We start from the raw sequence: 25,535 nt of genomic DNA, 5'->3' as shown, positions 1-25,535 counted from the left end.
AAACCCCGCCTAAGCGGGGTTTTCCAGACTGTTTCCCTGTGACATCCCTATCGCCCCGCCATCCTGGCAGGAAATCCTTCGTGTCCCTGTTCTGTCCTTTGCGCTTCCTGCGCAACGTCCATGTAGAAATAGTAGCTATGGATCCAATCTGATACCAGTGGCGAAAAGTCACCGCGTCACGTAGGAAAATGCTTACAGGCAATATGGTGGCATATCAAAACTGCTCGGCGTCCAGCAAGTACAACGACTCGCTGCCTGCCTTCACCGAAGCCACCAGCGAATCCACCCGTGGCAACAGGCGCGCAAAGTAGAACCGGGCGGTGCCCAGCTTGGCAGAATAGAACGCCTCATCGCCCTCACCGGCCTTGGCAGCACGCGTCATCAACGCCCACATGTAGGCATATGCCACATAGCCAAAGGCGTGCAGGTACTCCACCGATGCCGCACCGATCTCGTTCGGGTTGCCCTTGGCCTGTTGCAGCACCCACTCGGTCAGCCCGTCGAGCTGGTCGAGGTAAGCCCCCAGCGGCTTGGCAAACTCATCGAGTTCTCCATGCGCAGTGGCAATGAACTGGCGAACCTCGTCGGAAAACACCTTGTAGTAAGCGCCACCGCTGGCCACCACCTTGCGCCCCATCAGGTCCAGGGCCTGGATACCGTTGGTGCCTTCGTAGATCTGGGTAATGCGCACGTCGCGCACCAGCTGCTCCTGGCCCCACTCGCGGATGTAGCCATGGCCACCGAACACCTGCTGGCCATGCACCGCGCACTCCAGGCCCAGATCGGTGAGGAACGCCTTCGCCACCGGGGTCAGCAGCGCCACCAGCTCTTCACTGCGCTTGCGCGTGGCGGGCTCCTCGCTGTACTTGGCGCTGTCCAGTTGCATGGCCACGTAGGTGGAGAATGCACGGCCACCTTCAATCAACGCTTTCATGGTCAGCAACATGCGGCGCACATCGGGGTGGACGATGATCGGGTCGGCAGCCTTGTCCTTGGCTTGCGGGCCGGTGGGGGCGCGGCTTTGCAGGCGGTCCCGTGCGTACTCGACGGCGTTCTGGTACGAGCGCTCGGCCGTGGCCAGGCCCTGAATACCCACACCAAGGCGCTCGTAGTTCATCATGGTGAACATCGCCGCCAGGCCTTTATTCGGCTCGCCGACGATGTAACCGACGGCGTCGTCGAAGTTCATCACGCAGGTCGCCGAGGCCTGAATGCCCATCTTGTGCTCGATCGAGCCACAGGTAGCCGGGTTGCGCGCACCGAGGCTGCCGTCATCGTTGACCATGAACTTCGGCACCAGGAACAGCGAGATACCCTTGGGCCCGGCCGGTGCGTCCGGCAGCTTGGCCAGCACCAAATGGATGATGTTCTCGGTAAGGTCGTGCTCGCCACCGGTGATGAAAATCTTCGTGCCGCTGACCTTGTAGCTGCCATCGGCCTGGGGCTCGGCCTTGGTGCGGATGATCCCCAGGTCGGTGCCGGCATGCGGCTCGGTCAGGCACATGGAGCCGGCCCACACGCCGGCGTACATGTTCGGCAGGTACTTTTCCTTCAGTGCCTCGCTGGCATGGGCATTGATCGACAGGCAGGCGCCGGCGGTCAGCATCGGGTAAAGGCCGAAGGCCAGGCTCGACGCGTTGACCATTTCTTCAACCTGGGCGGAGATTGCCTTGGGCATGCCCATGCCACCGAACAGCGGGTCGCCGCCCACGCCCACCCAGCCGCCTTCGGCGTAGGTGTTGTAGGCCTCGATAAAGCCCGCTGGCGTGCGCACTGCGCCGTTGTCCCAGTGGCAGCCCTCTTCGTCAGCCGCGCGGCTGAGCGGGGCGATGGACTTGCTGGTGACTTTGCCAGCCTCTTCAAGTACGGCAATGGCCGTCTCGGCATCGACTGCCTCGGCCAGCTCGGGCAGTTGCGCCCACAGTTCTGCCACGTTGAAGACTTCATTCAGAACGAAGCGCATGTCGCGCAGCGGCGCTTTATAGTCAGCCATGACAACCTCTCGCTAGTCGGGTCGGGGCGGTCTCCAGGGACCGCGGCACGGGGTTGAATCCAGTGTAACCGAACAACTTTTGCGAGACATAGGGTCATCACGCGACCATGTAGTCAATTACGGTCACGCGGTACGTACCGCCCCGCGCCGTGATTGTTGCCCATGAACCATGACACAGTTGCGCCCAGCACCCTTGGCGCTGTACAGCGCCTGGTCGGCGCACTTGAGCACTTCTTCGGGGTTGCGGTGCTCGGCCAGGCGTTCGGCGACGCCGATGCTGATGGTCACCGACACGGTGCCACTGGCACTGCCACTGCGCCGCTGGCGGCCGGCGGAGTCATCCTGCGGGCGATTGTTCTGGTCACGCAGGTGCATGGTGTAATTGGCGATCATCTCGCGCACCGCTTCCACATGGGGCACGCATTCTTCGGCCGTCTTGCCGGCGAATACCAAGGCAAATTCTTCGCCGCCATAGCGGTAGGCGCGGCCACCGCCGGTCACCTTGGCCAGCCGGCTGGCCACCAGGCGCAGCACCTGGTCACCGACGTCATGGCCATGGGTGTCGTTGAATTTCTTGAAGTGGTCCACATCGGTCATGGCAATCACGTAGTTGCGCCCCAAGCGCTGCATGCGCTCATTCAGCGCGCGACGCCCGGGCAAGCCAGTCAACTCATCGCGAAACGCCATCTGGTAGGCCTCGTGGGAAACCGCCGCAGCGATCATCAGCATCACCTGGCTGCACATGATGTTCAGCGTGAAAGGCAGGATGAACGTCTTGGGCAGCATCCAGAAGATGCCGATCAAGCCGATGATCTGCGCCGCGTGCAAGGGCCTGGGCTCGCGCAGGTATTGCACCACCAGCAAGATGAATACCCCCATGAACAACGGGTAGACCATCTGGATCAGGCTCATCCACTGGCCATGCAGCGACGGCCAGCGGATTTCCGCCAGCCACCCCAGCAACGCGTCGGGAAAACTCTGCTCAAGGGCCACGGCCACGCTACCGACGGCGAACAGCACGGCAAAGCGGGCGAGCAGGTCCTGGGCCAGGTGGGTACGCTCTTGCCAGGCGCCGAACAGCCCGTACAACGCGGGCAACAGCAGGCACACCAGGTGGAAGATTACCGCGGCGTCCTCGCGCACGCGGCCGTTGTCGCGGTAGTAGTCAGTTTGGGTATCGAGCAGAAAGTAGGCAATGTACACCGCGACCATCAGAAACAGCTCGCGCTGGCGCCGATACACAGCGCAATAGGCGCCGCCCAGCAGCAGGACCAAGGTGGGCAAGACGTTGAAAAGTGACGTGAAGAAGACGCTGAGGTCTCTTACGTAAGCCGCCGCAAGCCCTGCCAGCAATAGAATCAGCGAAGGCAGGAAGTGGCTCGCGCGTACAGCGTTTAAACGAAACAAGGGTAATCTCCGACCCGGCAGATCAATAATGGCATTGTGCCTTTACTTCATCGGCAGCGCACATGAATTGATGAATACACCGGTGTGTTAACGGCAGCGGGGGCGGAGGGCTTGAGCTTTTCTTGTAACCGGTTTTTGGGGCCGCTACGCGCCCCATCGCCGGCAAGCCGGCTCCCACAATGTCCGCGGCGCTGCAAAACCTGTGGGCGCCGGCTTGCCAGCGATGGAGCGCGAAGCGGCCCTCAAAAACGCGAAAACCCGCCTGCCGACAAGGCAGACGGGTTTTCGACGGGCTGAAGGCTTAGATCGACAGACCGAAGTCTTCTTCTTTCATCGCCATCAGGTTGCCGGCACCGGACAACATGGTTGCCACGTGAGTGCGGGTGCGCGGCAGGATACGCTGGAAGTAGAAACGCGCAGTCTGCAGTTTGGCGGCGTAGAACGCCTCTTCGGAAGTACCGGCAGCCAGCTTCTCCGCGGCCAGGCGGGCGATGTCGGCCCAGAAGTAAGCCAGGCACGCATAACCCGAGTACATCAGGTAATCCACCGAAGCGGCGCCCACTTCCTCGCGGTCCTTCATGGCAGCCATGCCCACTTTCATGGTCAGCTCGCCCCACTCCTTGTTGATCGCAGCCAGCGGCTCGACGAACTCCTTGATCGCCTCGACACCTTCCTGCGCCTGGCAGAACTTGTGCACGATCTTGGTGAAGCCCTTGAGCGCTTCGCCTTGGGTCATCAGCACTTTACGGCCGAGCAGGTCGAGCGCCTGGATGCCGGTGGTGCCTTCGTACAGCATGGAGATACGGCTGTCGCGCACGTTCTGCTCCATGCCCCACTCGGCGATGAAGCCGTGGCCACCGTAGATCTGCACACCGTGGTTGGCCGACTCGAAGCCGACTTCGGTCATGAAGGCCTTGGCGATCGGGGTGAGGAAGGCCAAGAGGGCGTCGGCCTTCTTGCGCTCTTCCTCGTCCTGGCTGTACTTGACGATGTCCACCTGCTTGGCAGTGAAGTAGACCATGGCGCGGTTGCCTTCGGCGAAGGCCTTCATGGTCAGCAACATGCGGCGCACGTCCGGGTGCACGATGATCGGGTCGGCAGCCTTGTCGGGCGCTTTAGGGCCGGTGAGCGAGCGCATCTGCAGGCGATCACGGGCGTACTTCAGGCCACCCTGGAAAGCCACCTCGGCATGCGCCAGGCCTTGCAGCGCCGTGCCCAGGCGAGCGGTGTTCATGAAGGTGAACATGCAATTCAGGCCCTTGTTGGCTGGGCCGATCAGGTAGCCGGTGGCGCTGTCGAAGTTCATCACGCAGGTCGCGTTGCCATGGATGCCCATCTTGTGTTCCAGCGAGCCGCAGCTCACACCGTTGCGCTCACCTACGCCGCCTTCGGCGTTGGGCAGGAACTTCGGCACGATGAACAGCGAAATGCCTTTGGTGCCGGCCGGGGCATCGGGCAGGCGGGCCAGAACGATATGGACGATGTTGCCGGCCATGTCGTGCTCACCGGCAGAGATGAAGATCTTGGTGCCCGACACTTTGTACGAACCGTCGGCCTGCGGCTCGGCCTTGGTGCGCAGCATGCCAAGGTCGGTGCCGCAGTGCGGCTCGGTCAGGCACATGGTGCCGGTCCACTCGCCGCTGACCAGCTTGGTCAGGTAGGTGTGCTGCTGCTCCTCGGTGCCGTGCGCCGAAATGGTGTTCATCGCGCCATGGGACAGGCCTGGGTACATGCCCCACGACCAGTTCGCCTCACCCACCATCTCGCTCAGGGCCAGGCCCAGCGACTCGGGCAGGCCTTGGCCGCCATGGGCAACGTCATGCGCCAGGCTCGGCCAGCCGCCTTCGACGAACTGCTCGTAGGCTTCCTTGAAGCCGGTCGGGGTCTTAACGCCGGACTCGCTCCAGGTACAGCCTTCCAGGTCACCGACACGGTTCAGCGGGGCCAGCACCTGCTCACAGAATTTCGCGCCTTCTTCGAGGATCGCGTCGACCATGTCGGGCGTCGCGTCCTGGCAACCCGGCAGGCTCTGATAGTGCGCCTCATAGCCGAGCAGCTCGTCGCGAACGAAGCGAATATCACGCAAGGGGGCTTTGTAATCAGGCATTGCGATGAACCTCTGTGATGAGTCCGGTGGGGAGACCGCTGATACCGACCAGCTCTTGCCGGCTTTCGGTCAAACAGTTGTTTGAAACTTACGTTTAGCACTGACCGATGTCAAGGAGGGACTATGGTGCCATTTATGCCGCGAAAGATGGCATTTACGCCATCGGCCTTTTTCGAGGCCATTTACGACTGTGGGAGCGGCCTCGCCCCGCGAATGCGTCAGCCCGGAACAGATTGCCTGTTCTGACACATTCGCGGGGCAAGCCCGCTCCCACAGAGGTTGCAGCGTGATAAGTCGATATCAGGCGTAGGTGTCGATGAACCGACCGAGCATTTCGTCGGAAGCCTTGGCGACCTTCGCACCCAATTCGACTTCGGTTTTGCCCAGCGACAGTTGCACAGTGCTGGTGGCGAGGTCCATCTGCTGGCTGCGATCGACCGCGCGCAGGCGCTCGGCCTGATAGTCGCTCGACTGGCTGGTGGCGGCGCGCTCGACACTGTTGTTGGCGATCTGGCTGGCCGCCTGGTCGATGCGGTTGTGCCCGCTCTGGATGGCGCTGAGGCCCGCGTAGTACGCGGAGCTACCGGTGATTTCCATGTCAGGACTCCAATGACGCTGGATGTGATCAGTGGCAATTAAAGCAGGCCAGGGCACAAAAGACCCGTTTAAATCCCTAATAGCTCAGTGCCAGCCAATAGACATGAGGCATGCTGCCTCAGTCCAGCAAGTCCAGTTGCAGGTGTTCGGCCACCGCATCGGCCGTCGCCACCTTGAGTTTGGGCACACGCCCCAGGCACGGCGCGGGCAGCCGCTCGGCCAGGCTGGCCAGGTTCTCCTCCAGCCGCGCAGTACGCGGCTCGATGATATTGGCCACCCACCCCGCGAGCTGCAGGCCATCACGGGCGATCGCTTCCGCGCTGAGCAAGGCGTGGTTGATGCAACCAAGGCGCACGCCCACCACCAGGATCACCGGCAGTTTCAGGGCAATCGCCAGGTCGGACAGGTTGGCGTGATCGGAAAGCGGTACGCGCCAGCCACCTGCACCTTCGACCAAGGTGAAATCCGCATCCTGGTCCAGCACATGGCGCATGGCCTTCAGCAAGGCCGGCACTTCCAGTGCAACACCCGCCTCGCGCGCGGCCACATGCGGCGCGATGGCAGGTTCGAAGGCGAAGGGGTTGACCGCTTCATAGCCCAGCTTGACCGAGCTTTCGTCGATCAGCGCCAGAGCATCTGCGTTGCGCAGCCCTTTGGCAGTTGCGCTACAACCGGACGCCACCGGCTTCGCACCCAGCGTACTCAGGCCCTGCAGCCGTGCTGCATGCAACAGCCCGGCAGCAATGGTGGTCTTGCCGACATCGGTATCGGTCCCCGCGATGAAATAGGCCTGGCTCATGTCGCTCCTCTTACGCCTGTGGCTTGCGCAACACACCATAGACCACCTGATAGGTGGCTGGCAGCCCTTGCGGTTGACGGAATGCTTCGTAAGCCTGCAACAGCCCCTGCATACGGGCGCGGCCAGTCAGGCCTGATGGCCGCCCGGGGTTGAGATTGTGCGCACCAAGGGCCTTGAGTTCGTGGGTCAGGCCGCGGACATGCGGGTAGTGCAGCACATGTGCCTGCTGCTGCAGGCAGAGTTGTTCCAGGCCACTTGCCGCGCACAGGCGCTGGTAGTCCTCGAAGCGGCGGAAGCGATTGACGTGCACCATGCCATCCACGGCCTGCCAACTGGCACGCAGCTCATCGAGGGTGCCGACACACAGGCTGCTGAAGGCCAGCACGCCACCTGGGCGCAATACCCGCCGGACTTCTTCCAGCACGCTGGCGAACTGCCCGCACCACTGAACCGCCAGGCTGGAGAACACCAGGTCGACGCTATCATCGGCCAGCGGCAGGCGCTCGGCATCGCCCGCTACGTAATACTGCGCCCCGCCCCGCTCGCCACGGGCATGGCGCAACATGCCTTCGGCAATGTCCACAGCCAAACCACTGGCGGGTGCGAAGCGCTCGGCCAGCACGCGGCTGAAATAGCCGGTGCCACTGCCCAGGTCGAGCCAGCGTGATGGCGCCAGTTCGTCCGGCAGCTGCTGCAACAGGCTCACGCCCACCGCACGCTGCAGGGCTGCCACACTGTCGTAGCTGGCCGCTGCACGGGAAAACGAAGCCGCTACCTGGCGCTTGTCCGGCAGTGCGCCGGGCAGGGTTGGACGGGAAAGGTCAGTCATCGCCACTCTCATGCAGGAAAATCTTGATGCCCGCCGCCAGCTCCTGTGGGTACTCCAGCAGGAAGGCGTGGGAACTGTCTTCAACCAGCCCGACCTCCACGTCGGGTAGCAACTCGCTCAGCGCTTTCGCCGCCTCGGCCGGGACCAACGCATCGCTGCCAGCGAACAAGTGCAGTTGCGGCCCCCCATAGGCCTGCAGTGCCTCACGGGTATCCAACTGGGCCAATACTTCCAGCCCGTTGGCAAGGTAAAGCGGGTCTGTCTCCGGCACACCAACGCCCAGTTGGCGCAGCAGGGTGCGCGGTTGCTGGGCGCCGTCGCTGCACAAGCTGCGAAAGCGCTTGAGGGTCACGGAGGTATGGCTGCGGCACCCATCCAGGAAGGTCCCAAAGGTGTCATTGGCCATGCCGTATGGCCAATCGGCACGGGCCACGAAGCTTGGGTTGCTGGCCAAGGTCAACAGCCCGCAACAATGGTCGCCGCGCTTGCGCGCAAGTTCGCTGGCGAGCATGCCGCCCAGCGACCAGCCGCCCAGCCAGGTATCGCTGGGCAACGTGCGGTCAAGGTGGTCGACCCAAGCCTGAACATCGGCTTCGGCCAGCTCCGGCAGGGGCATCAGCTCGACCTGCAGGCGGGCGTCCTGGGCGCGCAGGCTGGCCGCCAGCGGCTCCAGGGCCGCAGTACCCAGCCCCCAGCCCGGTAAAAGGATCAGTCGGTTACGCATCGGCGGCCTCCAGCTGTGGATAACACTCGGCCAATGCATTCAACAATAGCTGCACCTGCGCCTCGCTGTGCGCGGCGCTCAAGGTAACCCGCAAGCGTGCGCTGCCGGCAGGCACGGTGGGCGGGCGAATGGCGGTAACCAGCAGGCCACGTTCGCGCAACATCTGTGACAGCCGCAGCGCCTGTGCGCTGTCGCCAATCAGGATGGGCTGGATCGGCGTCGGGCTGTCCACCAGCGTCAGGCCGATCGCTTCGGCACCCAGGCGGAACTGGCGGATCAACGCGCCCAGGTGCTCACGGCGCCAGGTTTCGCTGCGCAGCAGTTGCAGGCTCTTGAGTGTCGCGCAAGCCAGAGCCGGTGGCTGACTGGTGGTGTAGATGTAGGGCCGGGCAAACTGCACCAGGGCTTCGATCAGCTCCTCGCTGCCGGCGACAAAAGCACCCGCCGTACCGCAGGCCTTGCCCAGCGTGCCGATCAGCACAGGCACGTCTTCGATGCCCAGGCCGAAGTGCTCGACGATACCCCCGCCCTGTGCTCCCAAGGTGCCCAGGCCGTGTGCATCGTCGACCATCAACCAGGCGCCGCGAGCCCGCGCGACCTCGGCCAGTGCGGGCAAGTCGGCAAGGTCGCCGTCCATGCTGAACACGCCGTCCGTGACCACCAAGGTATTGCCGGTGGCTTTGTCCAGGCGCTTGGCCAGGCTGGCCGCATCGTTGTGCAGGTAACGATTGAAGCGGGCACCGCTGAGCAAACCGCCGTCCAGCAGCGAGGCGTGATTCAGGCGGTCCTGCAGCACCGTGTCGCCCTGCCCCACCAGCGCGGTAATAGCGCCAAGGTTGGCCATGTAGCCGGTGGAAAACAGCAGCGCCCGGGGGCGGCCGGTCAACTCGGCGAGCGCTTCTTCCACCTGGTGGTGAGGGGTGCTGTGGCCGATGACCAGATGCGAAGCGCCGCCGCCTACCCCCCAGCGCTCGGCACCCGCCTGCCAGGCGGCGATCACCTCGGGGTGGTTGGCCAGGCCCAGGTAGTCATTGCTGCAGAAGGCCAGCAATGGCTGGCCATCGACCACCACGTGCGGCCCTTGCGGGCTTTGAAGCAGTGGCCGCTGCCGGTAGAGGTCTGCGGCGCGCCGTTCGGCCAGGCGCGCCGCCAGATCAAAGGCCATGTCAGGCAGACGCGGCGTTATAGAACAGCTCGCTGCTGCGTTGCTCGACCAGCGCCTGCTCGATGGCGGCCTGGTGCACTTCGTCGGCATGCTCTTCGCGCGCTTCGGGCTTGATGCCCAGGCGAGCGAACAGCTGCATATCCTTGTCGGCCTGCGGGTTGGCGGTGGTCAGCAGTTTTTCACCGTAGAAAATCGAGTTGGCGCCGGCCATGAAGGCCAGGGCCTGCATCTGCTCGTTCATCTGCTCGCGGCCAGCGGACAGACGCACGTGCGACTTGGGCATCAGCAACCGCGCGACCGCCAGCATGCGGATGAAGTCGAACGGGTCGACGTCTTCTTCATCAGCCAGCGGCGTACCGGCCACCTTCACCAGCATGTTGATCGGCACCGATTCCGGGTGCTCGGGCAGGTTGGCCAGCTGGATCAGCAGGCCCGCGCGGTCGTCCAGCGACTCGCCCATGCCGAGGATGCCACCGGAGCAGATCTTCATGCCGGCATCACGCACATAGGCCAGGGTCTGCAGGCGCTCGCTATAGGTGCGGGTGGTAATGATGCTGCCGTAGAACTCCGGCGAGGTGTCGAGGTTGTGGTTGTAGTAGTCGAGGCCAGCCTGGGCCAGGGCCTGGGTCTGATCCTGATCGAGCTTGCCGAGGGTCATGCAGGTTTCCAGGCCCATGGCCTTGACCCCTTTGACCATCTCCAGCACGTAAGGCATGTCTTTTGCCGATGGGTGCTTCCAGGCCGCGCCCATGCAGAAGCGGGTCGACCCGATGGCCTTGGCCCTTGCAGCCTCCTCCAGCACCTTCTGCACTTCCATCAGCTTCTGTTTTTCCAGCCCGGTGTTGTAGTGGCCAGACTGCGGACAATATTTGCAATCTTCCGGGCAGGCTCCGGTCTTGATCGACAGCAATGTCGAAACCTGCACGCGGTTGGGGTCGAAATGCGCGCGATGCACGGTCTGCGCCTGGAACAGCAAGTCATTGAACGGTTGCTGGAACAGTGCCTTGACCTCGGCCAGTGTCCAGTCGTGACGTGTTGTTGCAGTTGTGCTGGCGCTCATCGGCGTTTCCTTGTTTAGGCTGTAGCTGGCGCCGGGACAGGAATGCCCACCAGCGCATCACGGATAGCTCGCATAGTCATGGAAGGCCTATGAACTGTCAACCTTGGTTAAAAGCACTGGTTTACAAGTGTATAGATATTAACCACTCCTGCTCGCTGTGCGATGAGCTGGCCGAACAGCCCTACCCTTTGTGCGTAGCCTGCGAGCAGGAGCTGCCGTGGTTGAGTGAATACTGCCTGCGCTGTGCGCTGCCGCTACCCATGGGCGGGCTCACCTGCGGCCAGTGCAGCCGCCGCGCGCCGGCCTTTGAGCAGGTCGTCGCGCTTTGGCATTACGGCTTCCCCGTGGATACGCTGATCAGCCGTTTCAAGCACAACCGCCAATGGCCGCTGGGCCGTTTGATGGCCGAAATGTTGAGTTCTGGCCTGCAGCATCGCTATGCCGAAGGGCTGGCCAGGCCTGACCTGCTGTTACCAGTACCCCTGGCCAGGCGTCGACAGCGTGAGCGCGGCTTCAACCAGGCCGGCCTGTTGGCGCGCTGGCTGTCGAAGCGCCTGGCAATCGCCCTCAACGAACGTTTGCTGCAGCGCACCCGCGAGACACCGGCGCAGCAAAGCCTGGATGCCAAGGCGCGTCGGCGTAACTTGCAGCGGGCATTTGCCCTGGTCGACGAGGGCGTTGTCGAGGGCCTGCACGTGGCCGTGGTCGATGACGTACTGACCACCGGGGCCACCGCACAGGCCATTGCCGCACTGCTGCGCGGGGCCGGTGCGCGGCAGGTCGATGTGTATTGCCTGGCACGCACGGCAAAACCGGGGCAAGCTTGACGGGTCAGTCCCAGATAGGCGCCATCATGTCCTTGCCCGCTCTGCTCACCCAGCACATCGCCCGCCGCCCGCAACGCATCGCCCTGCTTCAGCACATCGCCGAGCAAGGCTCGATCACCCGCGCCGCCAAAGCCGCCAGCATCAGCTACAAAGCGGCCTGGGATGCCATCGACGAGCTCAACAACCTGGCCAGCCAGCCTCTGGTCGAGCGCAGCACCGGCGGGCGTGGGGGCGGCGGCGCACGCTTGTCGGTCGAAGGCGAACGCGTGCTGCGCCTTTATCAACGCCTGCAAACACTGCAGGCGCAAATCCTTGAAGCCGCCGAAGAGTCCAGCGACCTCGACCTGCTCGGGCGCCTGATGCTGCGTACCAGCGCGCGCAATCAGCTGCAGGGCAAGGTCAGCGGCCTGCGCCGTGAAGGCCGGCATGATTGCGTGAGCCTGGCGCTGGGCGGTGGCCTGCAGATCGAGGCGCTGATTACCCACGACAGCACCGCACGCCTGGAGCTGACCCTGGGTACAACGGTGGTGGCGCTGCTCAAGGCCGGGTGGGTTCAGCTGCTTGGGGCAGATAATGTGCCGGAGCCAGGCAGTAACTACCTCCCGGTCTGCATTGAAGAACTGCTGGCGGATGAAAGCGGCCAGAGCGAGCTGCGATTGGCGCTGGGCAACGGCCAGACGTTGTGCGCACTTGCCGACACCGACTGGCTGGCCCAGCAGGGCCTGAAGGCGGGTACCGAGGCCAGGGTGCAGTTTCACCCGTCCTTCGTCCTGCTGGGCGTGCCGATCTAGGTCAGGGTGCATGGCTGAAGAGCAGGACAGTAAGCAGCAGCATTTCTTGCGGGTACTGGCAGAACTGCTAATACCCAGCAGGCCTGCGCGACACTGCGATCGCTTGCGCCTGCGAACCGATTGGGGGAGGCTGAACGCTCAGAGCGTCATTACAATGCGGGCTCGATGCCCCATTCCCCTTGCGGAGCTTTCATGTCCCACCCTTTCGATACCCTCACCCCAGACCTGGTCCTGGATGCCGTTGAAAGCATCGGCTTTCTCAGCGATGCCCGGATCCTGGCGCTGAACAGCTACGAAAACCGCGTGTATCAGGTGGGCATCGAAGGCGAACAACCGCTGATCGCCAAGTTCTATCGCCCCGGGCGCTGGAGCGATGAGGCGATCCTTGAAGAACACCGCTTCACCGCCGAGCTCGCCGACTGTGAAGTACCCGTGGTCGCCCCCCTGCAGCACGATGGCCGCACGCTGTTCGAGCACCAGGGTTTTCGCTTCACGCTGTTCCCCCGCCGCGGCGGCCATGCACCGGAACCCGGCAACCTCGACCAGCTCTACCGGCTCGGCCAACTGCTTGGCCGCCTGCACGCAGTTGCCGCGACAAGGCCGTTCGAGCATCGCGAAGCGCTGGCTGTGGACAACTTCGGCCACGCTTCACTGCAAACCCTGCTGGAAGGCAACTTCGTCCCGCGCGAATTGCTGCCCGCATTCGAGTCCGTAGCCCGCGACTTGTTGAAACGGGTCGAGGACATCTACGCACGCACGCCACATAAGGTGATGCGCCTGCACGGCGACTTGCACCCAGGCAACCTGATGCATCGCGACGAGGTGTATCACGTGGTCGACCTCGACGACTGCCGGATGGGCCCGGCGGTACAGGACCTGTGGATGATGCTCGCCGGCAGCCGTGAAGAACGCCTCGGCCAACTGGCAGAGCTGATCGACGGCTACAACGAGTTCCACGACTTCGACCCGCGCGAGCTGCCACTGATCGAGCCCTTGCGCGCCCTGCGCCAGCTGCACCACTGCGCCTGGCTGGCACGGCGCTGGGATGACCCGGCATTCCCCCGCAGCTTCCCCTGGTTTGGCCAGCCGCGTTACTGGGGCGATCAGATCCTTGCCCTGCGCGAGCAAATGGCGGCGCTCGACGAGCAACCGCTGAAATTGTTCTAAATGCCCGCAAGGGTCTGACTACAATAGGCGTCGCTGTATTTAGCTACCTAAGCAAGGATTCTGCATGCACGCCGCAAACCCGCGTCGCGGGTACATTCTTGGCCTTTCGGCCTACATCATCTGGGGCTTGTTCCCGCTGTATTTCAAAGCCATCCAGAGCGTCCCCGCGGTGGAAATCATCGTCCACCGGGTGCTTTGGTCGGCACTGTTCGGCTCGCTGTTACTGCTGGTCTGGAAGCACCCAGGCTGGTGGCGGGAGCTGCGTGACAACCCACGCCGGCTAGCCGTGCTGGCCCTGAGCGGCACCTTGATTGCCGGCAACTGGCTGACTTACGTCTGGTCGGTGAACAACGGGCGCATGCTCGAAGCCAGCCTGGGTTACTACATCAACCCGCTGGTCAACGTGCTGTTGGGCATGCTTTTGCTAGGTGAGCGCCTGCGCCGCCTGCAATGGCTGGCGGTGGGGTTGGCTGCGCTGGGTGTGGCGCAACAAGTATGGCAGGTCGGCAGCCTGCCATGGGTGTCACTGGTGCTGGCGCTGACCTTTGGTTTTTACGGGCTGATCCGCAAGCAGGCACCGGTTGCGGCACTGCCGGGGCTGGTGGTGGAAACCTGGATGCTGGTGCCTCTGGCGCTTGGCTGGCTGCTGCTGCACCCCACCGCAATGAGCGCGCAGGGCGCCTTCTACACCAGCAGCGAGGCGCTGTGGCTGATGGCTGCGGGGCCGGTGACGCTGATCCCGCTGGTGTGCTTCAACGCCGCAGCCCGGCATTTGCCCTACACCACGCTGGGCTTCCTGCAGTACCTGGCGCCTACCCTGGTGTTGCTGCAGGCAGTGCTGTTGTTCGATGAGCATTTGTGCTCGAGCAGCCTGGTGGCATTCGTGTGCATCTGGGCGGGTTTGGCGCTGTACAGCGTCGATGCCTGGCTGAATTTACGCAAGCGCGCCTGATCAATTAATGATCAAAACTCTGCAGGCCACGCAGTTCGTGGCCTGGCAGAACATCTCCAGAGGTTATCCACACCCTCGTCCCCGTGGTTTGTGCACAAGCGACTGATTAGTGGACGTTTTTTGCACAAATCGCCCGGAGCCTCGCCGTTATTGGGCTGGCGAGGTGCACCCCCAGCTTATCCACAGGGCCGTCCCCGTAAAACCGGGATAACGCGGCGGGCCGCTTCGCGCCCCGATCGCTGCCCAGCCGACGCGTCTGCGCAAACCCTGTGTGAGCCGGCTTGCCGGCGATAGGGTCGCGCAGCGGCCCCGCCCACAGCTCAATCCTCCGGCCGCAACTTCAACTCCACCATCAAATCATCCGCCAGGCTCTCCAGCTTCTGCTGTAGGTCATCCAGCGACAGGGTCAACGGCAGCGCCAGCAAGGCATCGGCATGGAACAGCGGCTCGCTGCTCATGGGCGCAGGGCGCACTTCGGTGGTAAAGCGCTCCAGGTTCACACCCTGCTCGGCCAGCAAACGGGTAATGTCACGCACGATGCCGGGCCGGTCATTGCCCACCAGCTCCATGGCAATCGGCTTCCACGTACACGAAGGCTCGATGCCGCTCTCGGCGATCAACACGCGAATGTCGTATTGGCCCAACGCCTGCAGCGACTTCACCAGCTCATCGTAGTTTTCTGCAGGCACCGCCACCCGCAAGATTCCGGCGAACTGGCCGGCCATGCGCGACATACGGCTCTCCAACCAGTTACCGTTGTGGTCGGCGATGCACTGGGCAATGCGTTCTACCTGGCCCGCCTTGTCAGGGGCGATCACGGTCAGTACAAGATGATCCACGGGGGCTTCCTCTGCGTCGAGCCGCCCAAAGCGGCGCAAATAGGGGGATCGACTCAGTATAGGCAAGGCGCGGCAACCTGCCGCAGGGCCGTCCGCCGAACTAATCGTGTACTGTTTCAAGATTTATCTGGAACAATCCACCGGTTTTTTGCGAACATACCCACTCCCAGCGTGACCCGAAGCGACCACCCGGTCGCAGAGCGACGCTTTTAGTCTGATGTTTACCAGCCTGCTGCTTCATGTAGTATGCGCTGGCGCGGACTACAAAACGTCGTTTCGATGTCTGCCAAGGCGCCTGTGAAAATACGCCAACCGCCCGCCAGCCTGCCTGGCGAGCCGCACCCAGCCGCTCTCGTAGTGGCGAGAGCATGAACTGGTGCCGTGTTTAGAGAAGCGCTACAGGCTTAATACAGAAGAGCGAAAGCGAAATAGCTGAGCAAAGGTGAGGCAAGCAATGACTGGATACGTTCAAGTCGGTGGCCTTCAGGTCGCCAAGGCCCTGTACGACTTCGTCAACAACGAAGCGATCCCTGGAACCGGCGTCAAAGCCGATGCGTTCTGGGCCGGGGCAGAAAAGATCATCAACGACCTCGCCCCCAAGAACAAAGCCCTGCTCGCCAAGCGCGACGAGCTGCAAGCCAAGATCGACGCCTGGCACCAGGCACGTAAAGGCCAGGCCCACGACGCCGTAGCCTACAAGAGCTTCCTCCAGGAAATCGGCTACCTGCTGCCACAAGCCGACGATTTCCAGGCCACCACCCAGAATGTGGACGAAGAAATCGCCCACATGGCCGGCCCACAGCTGGTCGTGCCGGTGATGAACGCGCGCTTCGCCCTGAACGCCGCCAACGCCCGTTGGGGTTCGCTGTACGACGCGCTGTACGGCACCGACGCCATCAGCGATGAAGGCGGCGCCGAAAAAGGTCAGGGCTACAACAAGGTGCGTGGCAACAAAGTCATCGCCTTCGCCCGCGCCTTCCTCGACGAAGCCGCGCCGCTGGCTGCAGGCTCCCACGTTGACTCCACGGCCTACCGTATCGAGGGTGGGAAGCTGATCGTCGCCCTGAAGGGTGGCAGCAACAGCGGCCTGCGTGATGACGCCCAGCTGATTGGTTACCACGGCGACGCCGCCGCGCCGACTGCTGTGCTGCTCAAGCACAATGGCCTGCACTTCGAGATCCAGGTCGACGACAGCACCCCGGTCGGCAGCACCGACGCCGCCGGCGTCAAAGACATCCTGATGGAGTCGGCGCTGACCACCATCATGGACTGCGAAGACTCGGTCGCCGCCGTCGATGCCGACGACAAGGTCATCGTTTACCGCAACTGGCTGGGCCTGATGAAAGGCGACCTGGCCGAAAGCGTAAGCAAAGCTGGCAAGACCTTCACCCGCACCATGAACCCCGACCGCGAGTACACCGCGCCAAATGGCGGCAGCGTCACCTTGCATGGTCGCTCGCTGTTGTTCGTGCGTAACGTCGGTCACCTGATGACCAACCCGGCGATCCTCGATGCCCAGGGCAACGAAATTCCGGAAGGCATCCAGGACGGCCTGTTCACCAACCTGATCGCCCTGCACAACCTCAACGGCAACACCACCCGCAAGAACACCCGCACCGGCAGCGTGTACATCGTCAAGCCGAAGATGCACGGCCCGGAAGAAGTGGCGTTTGCCGCTGAAATCTTCAGCCAGGTCGAAGACCTGCTGGGCATGCCGCGCAACACCGTCAAGGTCGGCATCATGGACGAGGAGCGCCGTACCACGGTCAACCTCAAGGCCTGCATCAAGTCGGCCGCCGAACGCGTGGTGTTCATCAACACCGGCTTCCTTGACCGTACCGGTGACGAAATCCACACCTCGATGGAGGCCGGCGCCGTGGTGCGCAAGGGCGCCATGAAAAACGAGAAGTGGATCGGTGCCTACGAAAACAACAACGTCGACGTGGGCCTTGCCACCGGCCTGCAAGGCCGCGCGCAGATCGGCAAGGGCATGTGGGCCATGCCGGACCTGATGGCCGCCATGCTCGAGCAGAAGATCGCCCACCCGCTGGCCGGCGCCAACACCGCCTGGGTGCCGTCGCCGACTGCAGCCACCCTGCACGCGCTGCACTACCACAAGGTCGACGTGCAGGCCCGTCAGCGCGAGCTGGCCAGCCGTACTCCGGCTTCGGTCGACGATATTCTGAGCATCCCGCTGGCTGCCGACACCAACTGGTCGGAAGAAGAAATCCGCAACGAGCTGGACAACAACGCCCAGGGCATCCTCGGCTACGTGGTGCGCTGGATCGACCATGGCGTGGGTTGTTCGAAGGTGCCGGACATCAACAACGTCGGCCTGATGGAAGACCGCGCCACCCTGCGTATCTCGGCCCAGTTGCTGGCCAACTGGCTGCGCCATGGCATCGTCAGCCAGGAGCAGGTGGTAGAGAGCCTCAAGCGCATGGCTGCAGTGGTCGACAAGCAGAACGCCAGCGACGCCCAGTACCGCCCGATGGCGGCGAACTTCGACGACAACGTGGCCTTCCAGGCAGCGGTGGAGTTGGTGCTCGAAGGTGCCAAGCAACCGAACGGTTATACCGAGCCGGTGCTGCACCGCCGCCGCCGCGAGTTCAAGGCGCGTAACGGCCTCTGATCCGCAAAGGGCCGCGTTGCGGCCCAATCGCCGGCAAGCCGGCTCCCACAGGTAGAGCACCGGCCTCAAGGGCTGTACTGTACCTGTGGGAGCCGGCTTGCCGGCGATGGGGCCCGCACCGAGAACACAGCTATTCGAGCTTCAATTCCTTCTTCACCAGCTGCAACAGCTTCCCCAGATCCACTGGCTTGAGCAGAAAATCCACTACCCCCAGGTGCATCACGTCTACCGCCTCCTTCACATCGGTGTCGCCCGACACCACGATGATCGACAACGCCGCCCGCTCCGTCTCTCGAATCTGCCGAATCAGTTCCAGGCCATCCTCGGGCTGCATGCGCAGGTCGGTGATCATCAAGGAGATTCGCGGTTCATAATGCAGCTTGAACATCGCCTCCTGAGCCCCGTCGGCCTGCATGCACTCAATGCCCCTGCTTTTCAGGTAAAGGCTCAGTGCCTCGCTATTCACCGGGTTGTCATCGACAACCAGCACCACCGGCTTGGGCGCTATAGGTGCACTCAAACCGGCCAATGCCTCGCGTTCTGCGTCACTCAGGATGTCGTCATGCTCAACCATGTTCGTCTCATCAAATAGATCTTGCTCACCGGTAAGACCGCGGCATGCGAAATTGATCACACCAGGCTCATAGACTTACGTCCAATGGGCACCACACGGCCGTCAGCCGACCATGGGGGCCGAGAACAACAAGGCCGCACCTATATATAGATATATATAGTTCGGCGTAGCGATACGGTCAGTTTCATGAGCAAAAAGGACGCCTACAGCCAAGCGGGCAGAACAGCAGTGCTGCAGAACATTCAAGGCACTCTGCAGTTCTTGCAGCGCTTCCCGCCGTTCAACCAGATGGAGCACAGCCACCTGGCGTTTCTGGTGGAACAGTGCCAGCTGCGCTTCCATGCGCGTGGTGAAAGCATCATCAAGCCCGCCGACGGGCCGGTGGAGCACTTCTACATCGTCAAGCAGGGCCGCGTGGTCGGTGAGCGCCAGCACCTGGTCAAGCCAGGCGTTGAAACCACCTTCGAAATCACCAGCGGTGAATGCTTCCCGCTGGCCGCGCTGTTGGGGGAGCGCGCGACCCGCACCGAGCACCTGGCGGGTGAGGACACGTTCTGCCTGCAATTGAACAAAGCCGCCTTCATCCGCGTTTTCTCGATGTCTGCAGTGTTTCGCGATTTTGCCTTGCGCGGCGTCAGCAGCCTGCTCGACCAGGTCAACCAGCAGGTGCGCCAGCGCGCCGTGGAAACCCTTGGCACCCAGTACTCGCTGAACACCCCGCTGGGCGAACTGGCCATGCGTCACCCGGTGGTCTGCACCCCCGACATGCCCCTGCGTGACGCTGTGCGGCTGATGCACGAGCAGCAGGTCGGCAGTATCGTCGTGATCGACCCGCAGCGTTACCCGGTGGGCATCTTCACCCTGCGCGACCTGCGCCAGGTGGTGGCCGCGGCCGATGCCGACCTGGGCGCGCCGATCGACCGGCACATGACCGCCAAACCGTTCTACCTCAGCCCGCAGGCCAGTGCCTTCGATGCCGCCATGGCGATGACCGAGCGGCACATTGCCCACGTCTGCCTGGTGGACAACCAGCGCTTGTGCGGCGTGGTTTCAGAGCGCGACCTGTTTTCCCTGCAGCGGGTCGACCTGGTGCACCTGGCCCGCACCATTCGCCACGCCCCGCGGCTGGACTCGCTGGTGTCGCTGCGCGGCGAGATCGGCCAACTGGTCGAACGCATGCTCGCCCATGGCGCCTCCTCGACGCAGATCACCCAGATCATCACCCTGCTCAACGACCACACGGTATGCCGGGTAATCGAGCTGGCCCTGGCCGAGCGTGGCGACCCAGGCGTGCCGTTCAGCTGGCTGTGCTTCGGCAGCGAGGGGCGCCGTGAGCAGACGCTGCATACCGACCAGGACAACGGCATCCTCTTCGATGCCGCCGACAGCGCAGAGGCCGACGCCATACGCACGCGCCTGCTGCCGCTGGCGCAGTCCATCAACCAGAGCCTGGCCCAATGCGGCTTCACCTTGTGCAAGGGCAATGTCATGGCCGGCAACCCCGCGCTGTGCCTGTCGCGCACCGAGTGGGCACGGCGCTTCGCTGGCTTCATCCGCGAAGCCAGCCCGGAGAACCTGCTGGGCTCCAGCATCTACTTCGACCTGCGTGTGGTCTGGGGCGATGAACAAGGGTGCGAACAGTTGCGCCAAAGCGTACTGGAGCAAGTGGCCGACAACCGCATATTCCAGCGCATGATGGCTGACAACGCCCTCCGCCAGCGGCCACCGGTAGGCCGCCTGCGCGAGTTCGTGCTGACCCGCCAGGGCAACGACAAGGCCGCCACCCTCGACCTCAAGGTCCAGGGCCTGACGCCATTCGTAGACGGTGCGCGGCTGCTGGCCCTGGCCAATGGCATCGGCGCCTGCAATACCCTTGAGCGGCTGCGCCAGCTGGTCGAAAAAGGCGTTATCGCGCCACTCGATGGCGCGGCTTATGAAGAGGCCTATCACTTCATCCAGCAAACCCGCATGCAGCAGCACCAGCGCCAGAGCCGCGACAACCTGCCGTATTCCAACCGGCTCGACCCAGACAGCCTCAACCATCTGGACCGGCGCATCCTGCGTGAGTCCTTGCGCCAGGCCCAGCGCCTGCAAAGCAGCCTGGCCCTGCGGTACCAGTTATGAGCCTGTTCGCCTGGCTACGGCCGGCCGCCCCCGCCCTGGACGACGCCTTGCATCAGCGCCTGGCTCGGTTGCCCAGGCCCGCGCCGCTGGGCGTTTGTTCACTGCGTGAACAGCGCTGGGTGGTGCTGGACCTGGAGACCAGCGGCCTGAACCCCAGCCGCGACCAGGTGCTGTCGATCGGTGCCGTGGCCATCGAGGACGGTGCCATCGACTTCTCCCAGCAGTTCGAGCGTACCCTGCATCGCCCGACCCAGAAGACCAACGCCAGCGTGCTGATTCACGGCCTCGGCCCCAGCGCCCTGGCCGCAGGCAGCGACCCGGCCGAGGCGCTGCTCGCGCTGCTCGAGTTCATCGGCGACAGCCCGGTGCTGGCTTTTCATGCCCCCTTCGACCAACGCATGCTGGCTCGGGCCGTGAAAGAAAGCCTGGGTTATCGCCTGCAACAGCCCTTCCTCGACGTTGCCGAACTGGCCCCCCTGCTCAACCCGGATACCGTATTGCGCGAGGCCGGGCTGGACGACTGGGTGGCGCGCTTCGGCCTGCAGGTTGAAGAGCGCCACCACGCCAGTGCCGATGCTCAGGTGACCGCCGAACTGGCCTTGATCCTGTTCAGCCAGGCTCGCCGCCAGCAGCTCGACAGCCCGTTGCAGCTCGAACAGCGCCTGCGCACCTGGCGGCGACGTAACGTGCACAACCACGGCCTGTAGTGGCAATCCGATAAGCGTCCATTGCGCCCCGCCCCCCGCCTCTGCAACAATCGCGAATAGTTATCGTTAGTTAATGCATTCGTTCCGGGGGGAACACGGCTTGTCTTCTGTTCAGAGCCCACACGCCGAACTGGTCGGTGCGCTGTACCGCGATCATCGCGGCTGGCTGCTGGCCTGGTTGCAGCGCAGCATGGCCTGCCGCCAGCGCGCCGAAGACCTGAGCCAGGACACCTTCGTGCGCCTGCTCGGCCGCGCGCAGCTGGACTCCCCCCGCGAACCCCGCGCCTTCCTCGCCGCCGTGGCCAAGGGGCTGATGTTCGACCACTTCCGCCGCGCGGCGCTGGAGCAGGCTTACCTGGCCGAACTGGCGCGTTTGCCGGAAGCCGAACAGCCCTCACCCGAAATACAGCTACTGATCCTCGAAGACCTCAAGGCCATCGACCGCCTGCTCGGCAAGCTGTCGAGCAAGGCCCGGGCGGCCTTCCTGCACAACCGCCTGGATGGCATGGGGCATGCCGAGATCGCCGAACGCCTTGGCGTATCGGTATCGCGCGTGCGCCAGTACATCGCCCAGGGCATGCGCCAGTGCTACGTGGCCCTGTACGGGGAACCGACGTGAACAATGCACCGGTTTCCGCCGGGGTGCTGGAGGCGGCCATCGCCTGGAAAATGAGCCTGGGCGATGCCGCTGGCACGCCCGACGAGCGCAACGAATTCATGCGCTGGCATGCCGCCAGTGAAGAACATGCCCGTGCCTGGCGCCAACTGGGCACCCTCGACCAGCGCGTAAGTGCCGCCGCAGGCCCCGCACGCCAAGCCCTGCAGCAATCGCGCGTCGGCCTGCGCCGGCGGGTGGCCAAGGTCGGCGGCGGTCTGGCCGGCATGTTCCTGCTCGGCTCGTTGCTGGCCTGGGTTGGCGCGCCGTCGCTGTCTGCCAGCTACTGGCTGGCAGACCAACGCACTGCAACCGGTGAACTGCGCACCCTGCGTTTGGAAGACGGCACGCTGCTGAGCCTGAACACGCACACCGCAGTGGATATCGATTACCAGGGCGACCAACGCGTGCTGGTGCTGCACCAAGGCGAGATCTCGGTGGAGACCGGCCATGACGACCCACGGCCTTTGCTGGTGCGCACCGACGATGGCCGCCTGCGCCCACTGGGGACGCGCTTCCTGGTGCGCCGCGAGGCAAACGGCACGCGCCTGGAGGTGATGCAGGCCTCGGTGGCTGCCATGCCGCTCAACAGCGGTGACGAGCAGGTGCTGCGCGAAGGCCAGCAAGTGCTCATGAACGCCAACGGCCTGGGCCAGGTCGGCCCGGTCGCGGCCGGTGCCGATGCCTGGACCCGCGGCATGCTGGTGGTCGACAACGTTCGCCTGGCCGACCTGTTGGAACAGCTGGGCAAGTACCGCAGCGGCCACCTGGGTGTGGCCGATGAGGTCGCCGACCTGCGCGTGACGGGTAGCTTCCCGCTGAACAACACCGACCTGGCGCTGGCCTCGCTGGTACCAGCGCTGCCGGTGAAGATCGAACGGCATACCCAGTGGTGGGTAAACGTGGTGCCCAAGTAAAACCGTAACGGCCTCTTCGCGGGGCAAGCCCGCTCCCACAGTTTTTCACTGCCCTGAGGGCAATGGGGTACCTGTGGGAGCGGGCGTGTCCCGCGAAGAGGGCGGCACACGCAACAATGAGTTAACTAATTCTCACTATTTTTCAGATTACCCCTGTCACTTCTGGAATCTCACTCGGCAAGGAAGCAGTTAGCACTTATCCGTCGAGGAGCCGCTGCATGTCCCGTGCTGTTGATCGTATCCTGCGCCCCAGCCTGATGGCCCTTGCCATCGCCCTGGCCGCGCCTTTGGCCAGCCCTGCCCTGTTCGCCGCCGAGCAATCCGCCCAGCGCGCCTACAACCTGCCGAGCGCCCCGCTGGCCACTACCCTGAACCAGATCGCCAGCCAGTCGGGCATTGCCCTGGCCATCGACTCGGCACTGGTCAGCGGCCGCAACTCGGCGCCGGTCAACGGCAAGTTCGACGGCCTCGGCGCCTTGCAGGCAGCCCTGCGCGGCACCGGTTTGCAACTGCAGCAGAGCAGCGTCGGCAGCTACAGCCTGGTGGCCGTGCCGGATGGCACGTTGGCCCTGCCAGAAACCGCGATCAATGCCAACGCTTCGTATGAAAGCGCTTGGGGCCCGGTCGAGGGTTACACCGCAACACGCACCGCCGCCGGTACCAAAACCGACACCTCGATCGCCGAACTGCCTCGCTCGGTTACCGTGATCACCCGCCAGCAGATGGAAGACCGCCCCGTCCTCAATCTCAATGACGCCCTGCGCTATACCGCCGGGGTACAAAGCAGCGGATACGGCTCCGACTCGCGCAGCGATTGGTTGCTGGTGCGTGGTTTCGTGCCTACCCAGTTCCTTGATGGCCTGCCATTACCCAAGGGCAACTACGCCTCGCCAAAAATCGAGCCGTGGAACCTGGAGCGCATCGCTGTACTGCGTGGCCCGGCGTCGTCCGTCTACGGCCAAACCCCACCAGGTGGCCTGCTGGACATGACCAGCCGCCGCCCAGAGTTGGAAACCAGCCATGAAGTGGAAGCGCAGGTGGGGAGCAACAACCACCGCCAGATCAACTTTGACAGTACCGGCAAGGTCGATGACGCAGGGCAGTTCCTGTACCGCGTCAGTGGCACGGTGCGCGACAGCGGCACGCCGATCGACCACATTCCTGACAAACGCTACAACATTGCCCCCAGCCTGACCTGGAATATCAACGACGACACCAAGCTGACGTTCATTTCCCAGTACACCCGCGACGATACCGGCATTACTGGTCAGTTCCTGCCCCTGCAGGGCACTAAATTGGATAGCCCAGCGGGCAAGATCTCTCACCACAAGAACTTGGGTGATCCGGACTGGGAATCCTACGACCGTACGTACTACCACTTAGGCTATGCATTCGAGACCCGTCTGAATGACACCTGGCAGTTCCGCCAGAACCTGCGCTACGCGCGCAACGAACTGGACTTCAAGGGCATCACCGCCGGCGGTTCGATCTGGCCGGCAGGCCCGGACGAAGCGGTCAGCGCCGATGGGACGGTGCAACGCACAGCCGGTATCGTAGAAGAAGATATCTCCCAATTCGCCGTGGACAACAACTTCCAGGCCGACTTCCAGACCGGAAAGGTCGCCCATACGGTGCTACTGGGCCTTGACCACCAGCGCTCAGACAGCAACGCCCGCTGGCGCTGGGGCTCGGCCGGCGTACCTGCAAGCAATATCCACAACCCGATCTACGGCCAGGACTTTTCGAACGTTCAGTACTTCGACATGTACGACTACGATCAGAAAACCCAGCAGACCGGCCTTTACATCCAGGACCAGATGGCCCTGGATAACTGGCGCCTGACCCTCGGCGGTCGTGAAGACTGGGTGCACACCGGCACCACCTTCCATAACCAGGGCGACGCCACCAACACCCAGCGTGACAAGAAATTCAGCGGCAACGCAGCGCTCAGCTACGTGTTCGACAACGGCGTTACCCCGTACCTCTCGTATGCCGAGTCGTTCCAGGCGGCGACCGGGGCGTCTGTGAACAGCACCGATGCGTTCAAGCCTACCGAAGGCAAGCAATACGAACTGGGCATCAAGTACCAGCCACCCGGTAGCAAAACCCTGCTCAGCGCGGCCGTGTTCGACCTGACCCAACAAAACATGTCGGTGACCGAAGGCAGCGTGACTCGCCAAGTCGGGGAGGTTCGGGTCAAGGGCCTGGAGCTGGAGGCCACCTCGGATGTAACCAGAAACCTCAAGCTGATAGGTTCCTATACCTACAACGACAGTGAGATCACCAAAGGCAACGCGGGCGAGGAAGGCAAGCGCATGGCTCAGGTTCCGCGCAACCAGGCCACGGGCTGGGCCGACTACACCTGGCATGAAGGCGCCCTCGACGGCTTTGGTGTGGGCGTCGGCGTGCGCTATGTGGGTGATACCTATGGCAATACCACCAACACCGACTGGGGCCATGTCGGCTCCTACACCGTCTACGACGCGTCGGTGCACTACGACCTGGGCCGCCTGAACGGCACGCTCAAGGGTGTGACGGTTGCCGTGGACGCGAAGAACCTGTTCAACAAGGACTACCTCTCGACCTGTGACGGTTATTACTGCTACTACGGCGACGAGCGCAACGTGGTGGCTAGCGTCAACTACAAGTTCTGAGTGAAACCGGGGCCG

At 63.3% G+C, this 25,535-nt stretch carries 21 protein-coding genes; 10 read left to right on the top strand and 11 right to left on the bottom strand.

Annotated features, from left to right (window positions below; genetic code table 11):
* Positions 1 to 214 precede the first annotated feature (214 nt).
* The 9 genes from ABEH27_RS11135 to bioB form a co-directional block, all read right to left on the bottom strand.
* Positions 215 to 1,993: an acyl-CoA dehydrogenase C-terminal domain-containing protein gene (locus ABEH27_RS11135; protein WP_346613633.1), complete on the bottom strand. Its 1,779-nt coding sequence runs from the start codon at positions 1,991 to 1,993 to the stop codon at positions 215 to 217.
* A gap of 123 nt (positions 1,994 to 2,116) precedes the next feature.
* Positions 2,117 to 3,400 carry a GGDEF domain-containing protein gene (locus ABEH27_RS11130; protein ID WP_346613632.1) on the bottom strand — a complete coding sequence of 428 codons (1,284 nt, stop codon included), beginning with the start codon at positions 3,398 to 3,400 and terminating at the stop codon, positions 2,117 to 2,119.
* A gap of 301 nt (positions 3,401 to 3,701) precedes the next feature.
* On the bottom strand, positions 3,702 to 5,507 hold the full coding sequence (locus ABEH27_RS11125) for a phenylacyl-CoA dehydrogenase (RefSeq protein ID WP_346613631.1): 1,806 nt from the start codon (positions 5,505 to 5,507) through the stop codon (positions 3,702 to 3,704).
* Positions 5,508 to 5,807: 300 nt separating this feature from the next.
* A complete protein-coding gene (locus tag ABEH27_RS11120) occupies positions 5,808 to 6,104 on the bottom strand; it encodes a pyrroloquinoline quinone biosynthesis protein PqqE (RefSeq protein ID WP_346613630.1) in 297 nt (98 codons plus the stop codon).
* A 118-nt stretch (positions 6,105 to 6,222) separates the two neighbouring features.
* Positions 6,223 to 6,903, bottom strand: coding sequence for a dethiobiotin synthase (gene bioD, locus ABEH27_RS11115; RefSeq protein ID WP_346613629.1), 681 nt, complete (start codon positions 6,901 to 6,903; stop codon positions 6,223 to 6,225).
* 10 nt (positions 6,904 to 6,913) lie between these two features.
* Positions 6,914 to 7,732: a malonyl-ACP O-methyltransferase BioC gene (bioC, locus tag ABEH27_RS11110; protein ID WP_346613628.1), complete on the bottom strand. Its 819-nt coding sequence runs from the start codon at positions 7,730 to 7,732 to the stop codon at positions 6,914 to 6,916.
* Positions 7,725 to 8,456 carry an alpha/beta fold hydrolase gene (locus ABEH27_RS11105; RefSeq protein WP_346613627.1) on the bottom strand — a complete coding sequence of 244 codons (732 nt, stop codon included), beginning with the start codon at positions 8,454 to 8,456 and terminating at the stop codon, positions 7,725 to 7,727. The genes bioC and ABEH27_RS11105 overlap by 8 nt, the downstream gene beginning before the upstream one ends.
* The gene (bioF, locus tag ABEH27_RS11100; RefSeq protein WP_346613626.1) at positions 8,449 to 9,621 is read right to left on the bottom strand and encodes an 8-amino-7-oxononanoate synthase; all 1,173 of its coding nucleotides are present in this window, start codon (positions 9,619 to 9,621) and stop codon (positions 8,449 to 8,451) included. Before bioF ends, ABEH27_RS11105 begins: the two co-directional genes overlap by 8 nt.
* Position 9,622: 1 nt before the next feature.
* The gene (gene bioB / locus ABEH27_RS11095; protein WP_346613625.1) at positions 9,623 to 10,681 is read right to left on the bottom strand and encodes a biotin synthase BioB; all 1,059 of its coding nucleotides are present in this window, start codon (positions 10,679 to 10,681) and stop codon (positions 9,623 to 9,625) included.
* 89 nt (positions 10,682 to 10,770) lie between these two features.
* On the opposite strand from bioB, the gene ABEH27_RS11090 reads away from it, so the two are divergent.
* The 4 genes from ABEH27_RS11090 to rarD all read left to right on the top strand — a co-directional run bounded on the left by ABEH27_RS11090 (position 10,771) and on the right by rarD (position 14,418).
* A complete protein-coding gene (locus ABEH27_RS11090) occupies positions 10,771 to 11,508 on the top strand; it encodes a ComF family protein (protein ID WP_346613624.1) in 738 nt (245 codons plus the stop codon).
* A gap of 26 nt (positions 11,509 to 11,534) precedes the next feature.
* Positions 11,535 to 12,299, top strand: coding sequence for a TOBE domain-containing protein (locus ABEH27_RS11085; RefSeq protein WP_346613623.1), 765 nt, complete (start codon positions 11,535 to 11,537; stop codon positions 12,297 to 12,299).
* A gap of 192 nt (positions 12,300 to 12,491) precedes the next feature.
* Positions 12,492 to 13,466 carry a serine/threonine protein kinase gene (locus tag ABEH27_RS11080; protein ID WP_346613622.1) on the top strand — a complete coding sequence of 325 codons (975 nt, stop codon included), beginning with the start codon at positions 12,492 to 12,494 and terminating at the stop codon, positions 13,464 to 13,466.
* Positions 13,467 to 13,530: 64 nt separating this feature from the next.
* Positions 13,531 to 14,418 carry an EamA family transporter RarD gene (gene rarD / locus ABEH27_RS11075; RefSeq protein ID WP_346613621.1) on the top strand — a complete coding sequence of 296 codons (888 nt, stop codon included), beginning with the start codon at positions 13,531 to 13,533 and terminating at the stop codon, positions 14,416 to 14,418.
* 320 nt (positions 14,419 to 14,738) lie between these two features.
* Here rarD and ABEH27_RS11070 read toward each other — a convergent pair whose 3' ends face one another.
* Positions 14,739 to 15,257 carry an ACT domain-containing protein gene (locus ABEH27_RS11070; protein WP_346613620.1) on the bottom strand — a complete coding sequence of 173 codons (519 nt, stop codon included), beginning with the start codon at positions 15,255 to 15,257 and terminating at the stop codon, positions 14,739 to 14,741.
* A gap of 454 nt (positions 15,258 to 15,711) precedes the next feature.
* Between ABEH27_RS11070 and ABEH27_RS11065 the strand changes: the two genes are divergently transcribed.
* Positions 15,712 to 17,889 (top strand): malate synthase G, encoded by a 2,178-nt coding sequence (locus ABEH27_RS11065; protein WP_346613619.1) that lies wholly within the window; start codon positions 15,712 to 15,714, stop codon positions 17,887 to 17,889.
* Positions 17,890 to 18,019: 130 nt separating this feature from the next.
* Here the strand turns inward: ABEH27_RS11065 and ABEH27_RS11060 are convergent, their stop codons facing one another.
* Positions 18,020 to 18,463, bottom strand: coding sequence for a response regulator (locus ABEH27_RS11060; protein ID WP_346613618.1), 444 nt, complete (start codon positions 18,461 to 18,463; stop codon positions 18,020 to 18,022).
* A 186-nt stretch (positions 18,464 to 18,649) separates the two neighbouring features.
* On the opposite strand from ABEH27_RS11060, the gene ABEH27_RS11055 reads away from it, so the two are divergent.
* The 5 genes from ABEH27_RS11055 (at position 18,650) to ABEH27_RS11035 (ending at position 25,520) form a co-directional block, all read left to right on the top strand.
* Positions 18,650 to 20,587, top strand: coding sequence for a putative nucleotidyltransferase substrate binding domain-containing protein (locus ABEH27_RS11055; RefSeq protein WP_346613617.1), 1,938 nt, complete (start codon positions 18,650 to 18,652; stop codon positions 20,585 to 20,587).
* Entirely contained in the window at positions 20,584 to 21,294 is a 711-nt protein-coding gene (locus tag ABEH27_RS11050; protein ID WP_346613616.1) for a 3'-5' exonuclease, read from the top strand. Before ABEH27_RS11055 ends, ABEH27_RS11050 begins: the two co-directional genes overlap by 4 nt.
* 100 nt (positions 21,295 to 21,394) lie before the next feature.
* Positions 21,395 to 21,913: an RNA polymerase sigma factor gene (locus tag ABEH27_RS11045; protein ID WP_346613615.1), complete on the top strand. Its 519-nt coding sequence runs from the start codon at positions 21,395 to 21,397 to the stop codon at positions 21,911 to 21,913.
* Positions 21,910 to 22,866 (top strand): FecR family protein, encoded by a 957-nt coding sequence (locus tag ABEH27_RS11040; protein ID WP_346613614.1) that lies wholly within the window; start codon positions 21,910 to 21,912, stop codon positions 22,864 to 22,866. Before ABEH27_RS11045 ends, ABEH27_RS11040 begins: the two co-directional genes overlap by 4 nt.
* Before the next feature lie 218 nt (positions 22,867 to 23,084).
* Positions 23,085 to 25,520: a TonB-dependent siderophore receptor gene (locus ABEH27_RS11035; RefSeq protein WP_346613613.1), complete on the top strand. Its 2,436-nt coding sequence runs from the start codon at positions 23,085 to 23,087 to the stop codon at positions 25,518 to 25,520.
* Positions 25,521 to 25,535: the final 15 nt, after the last annotated feature.

This window comes from Pseudomonas sp. P39-UII1, assembly GCF_039672635.1.
In the GTDB taxonomy this organism is placed as follows: domain Bacteria; phylum Pseudomonadota; class Gammaproteobacteria; order Pseudomonadales; family Pseudomonadaceae; genus Aquipseudomonas.
This window is presented reverse-complemented; position numbering and strand designations above follow the sequence as displayed.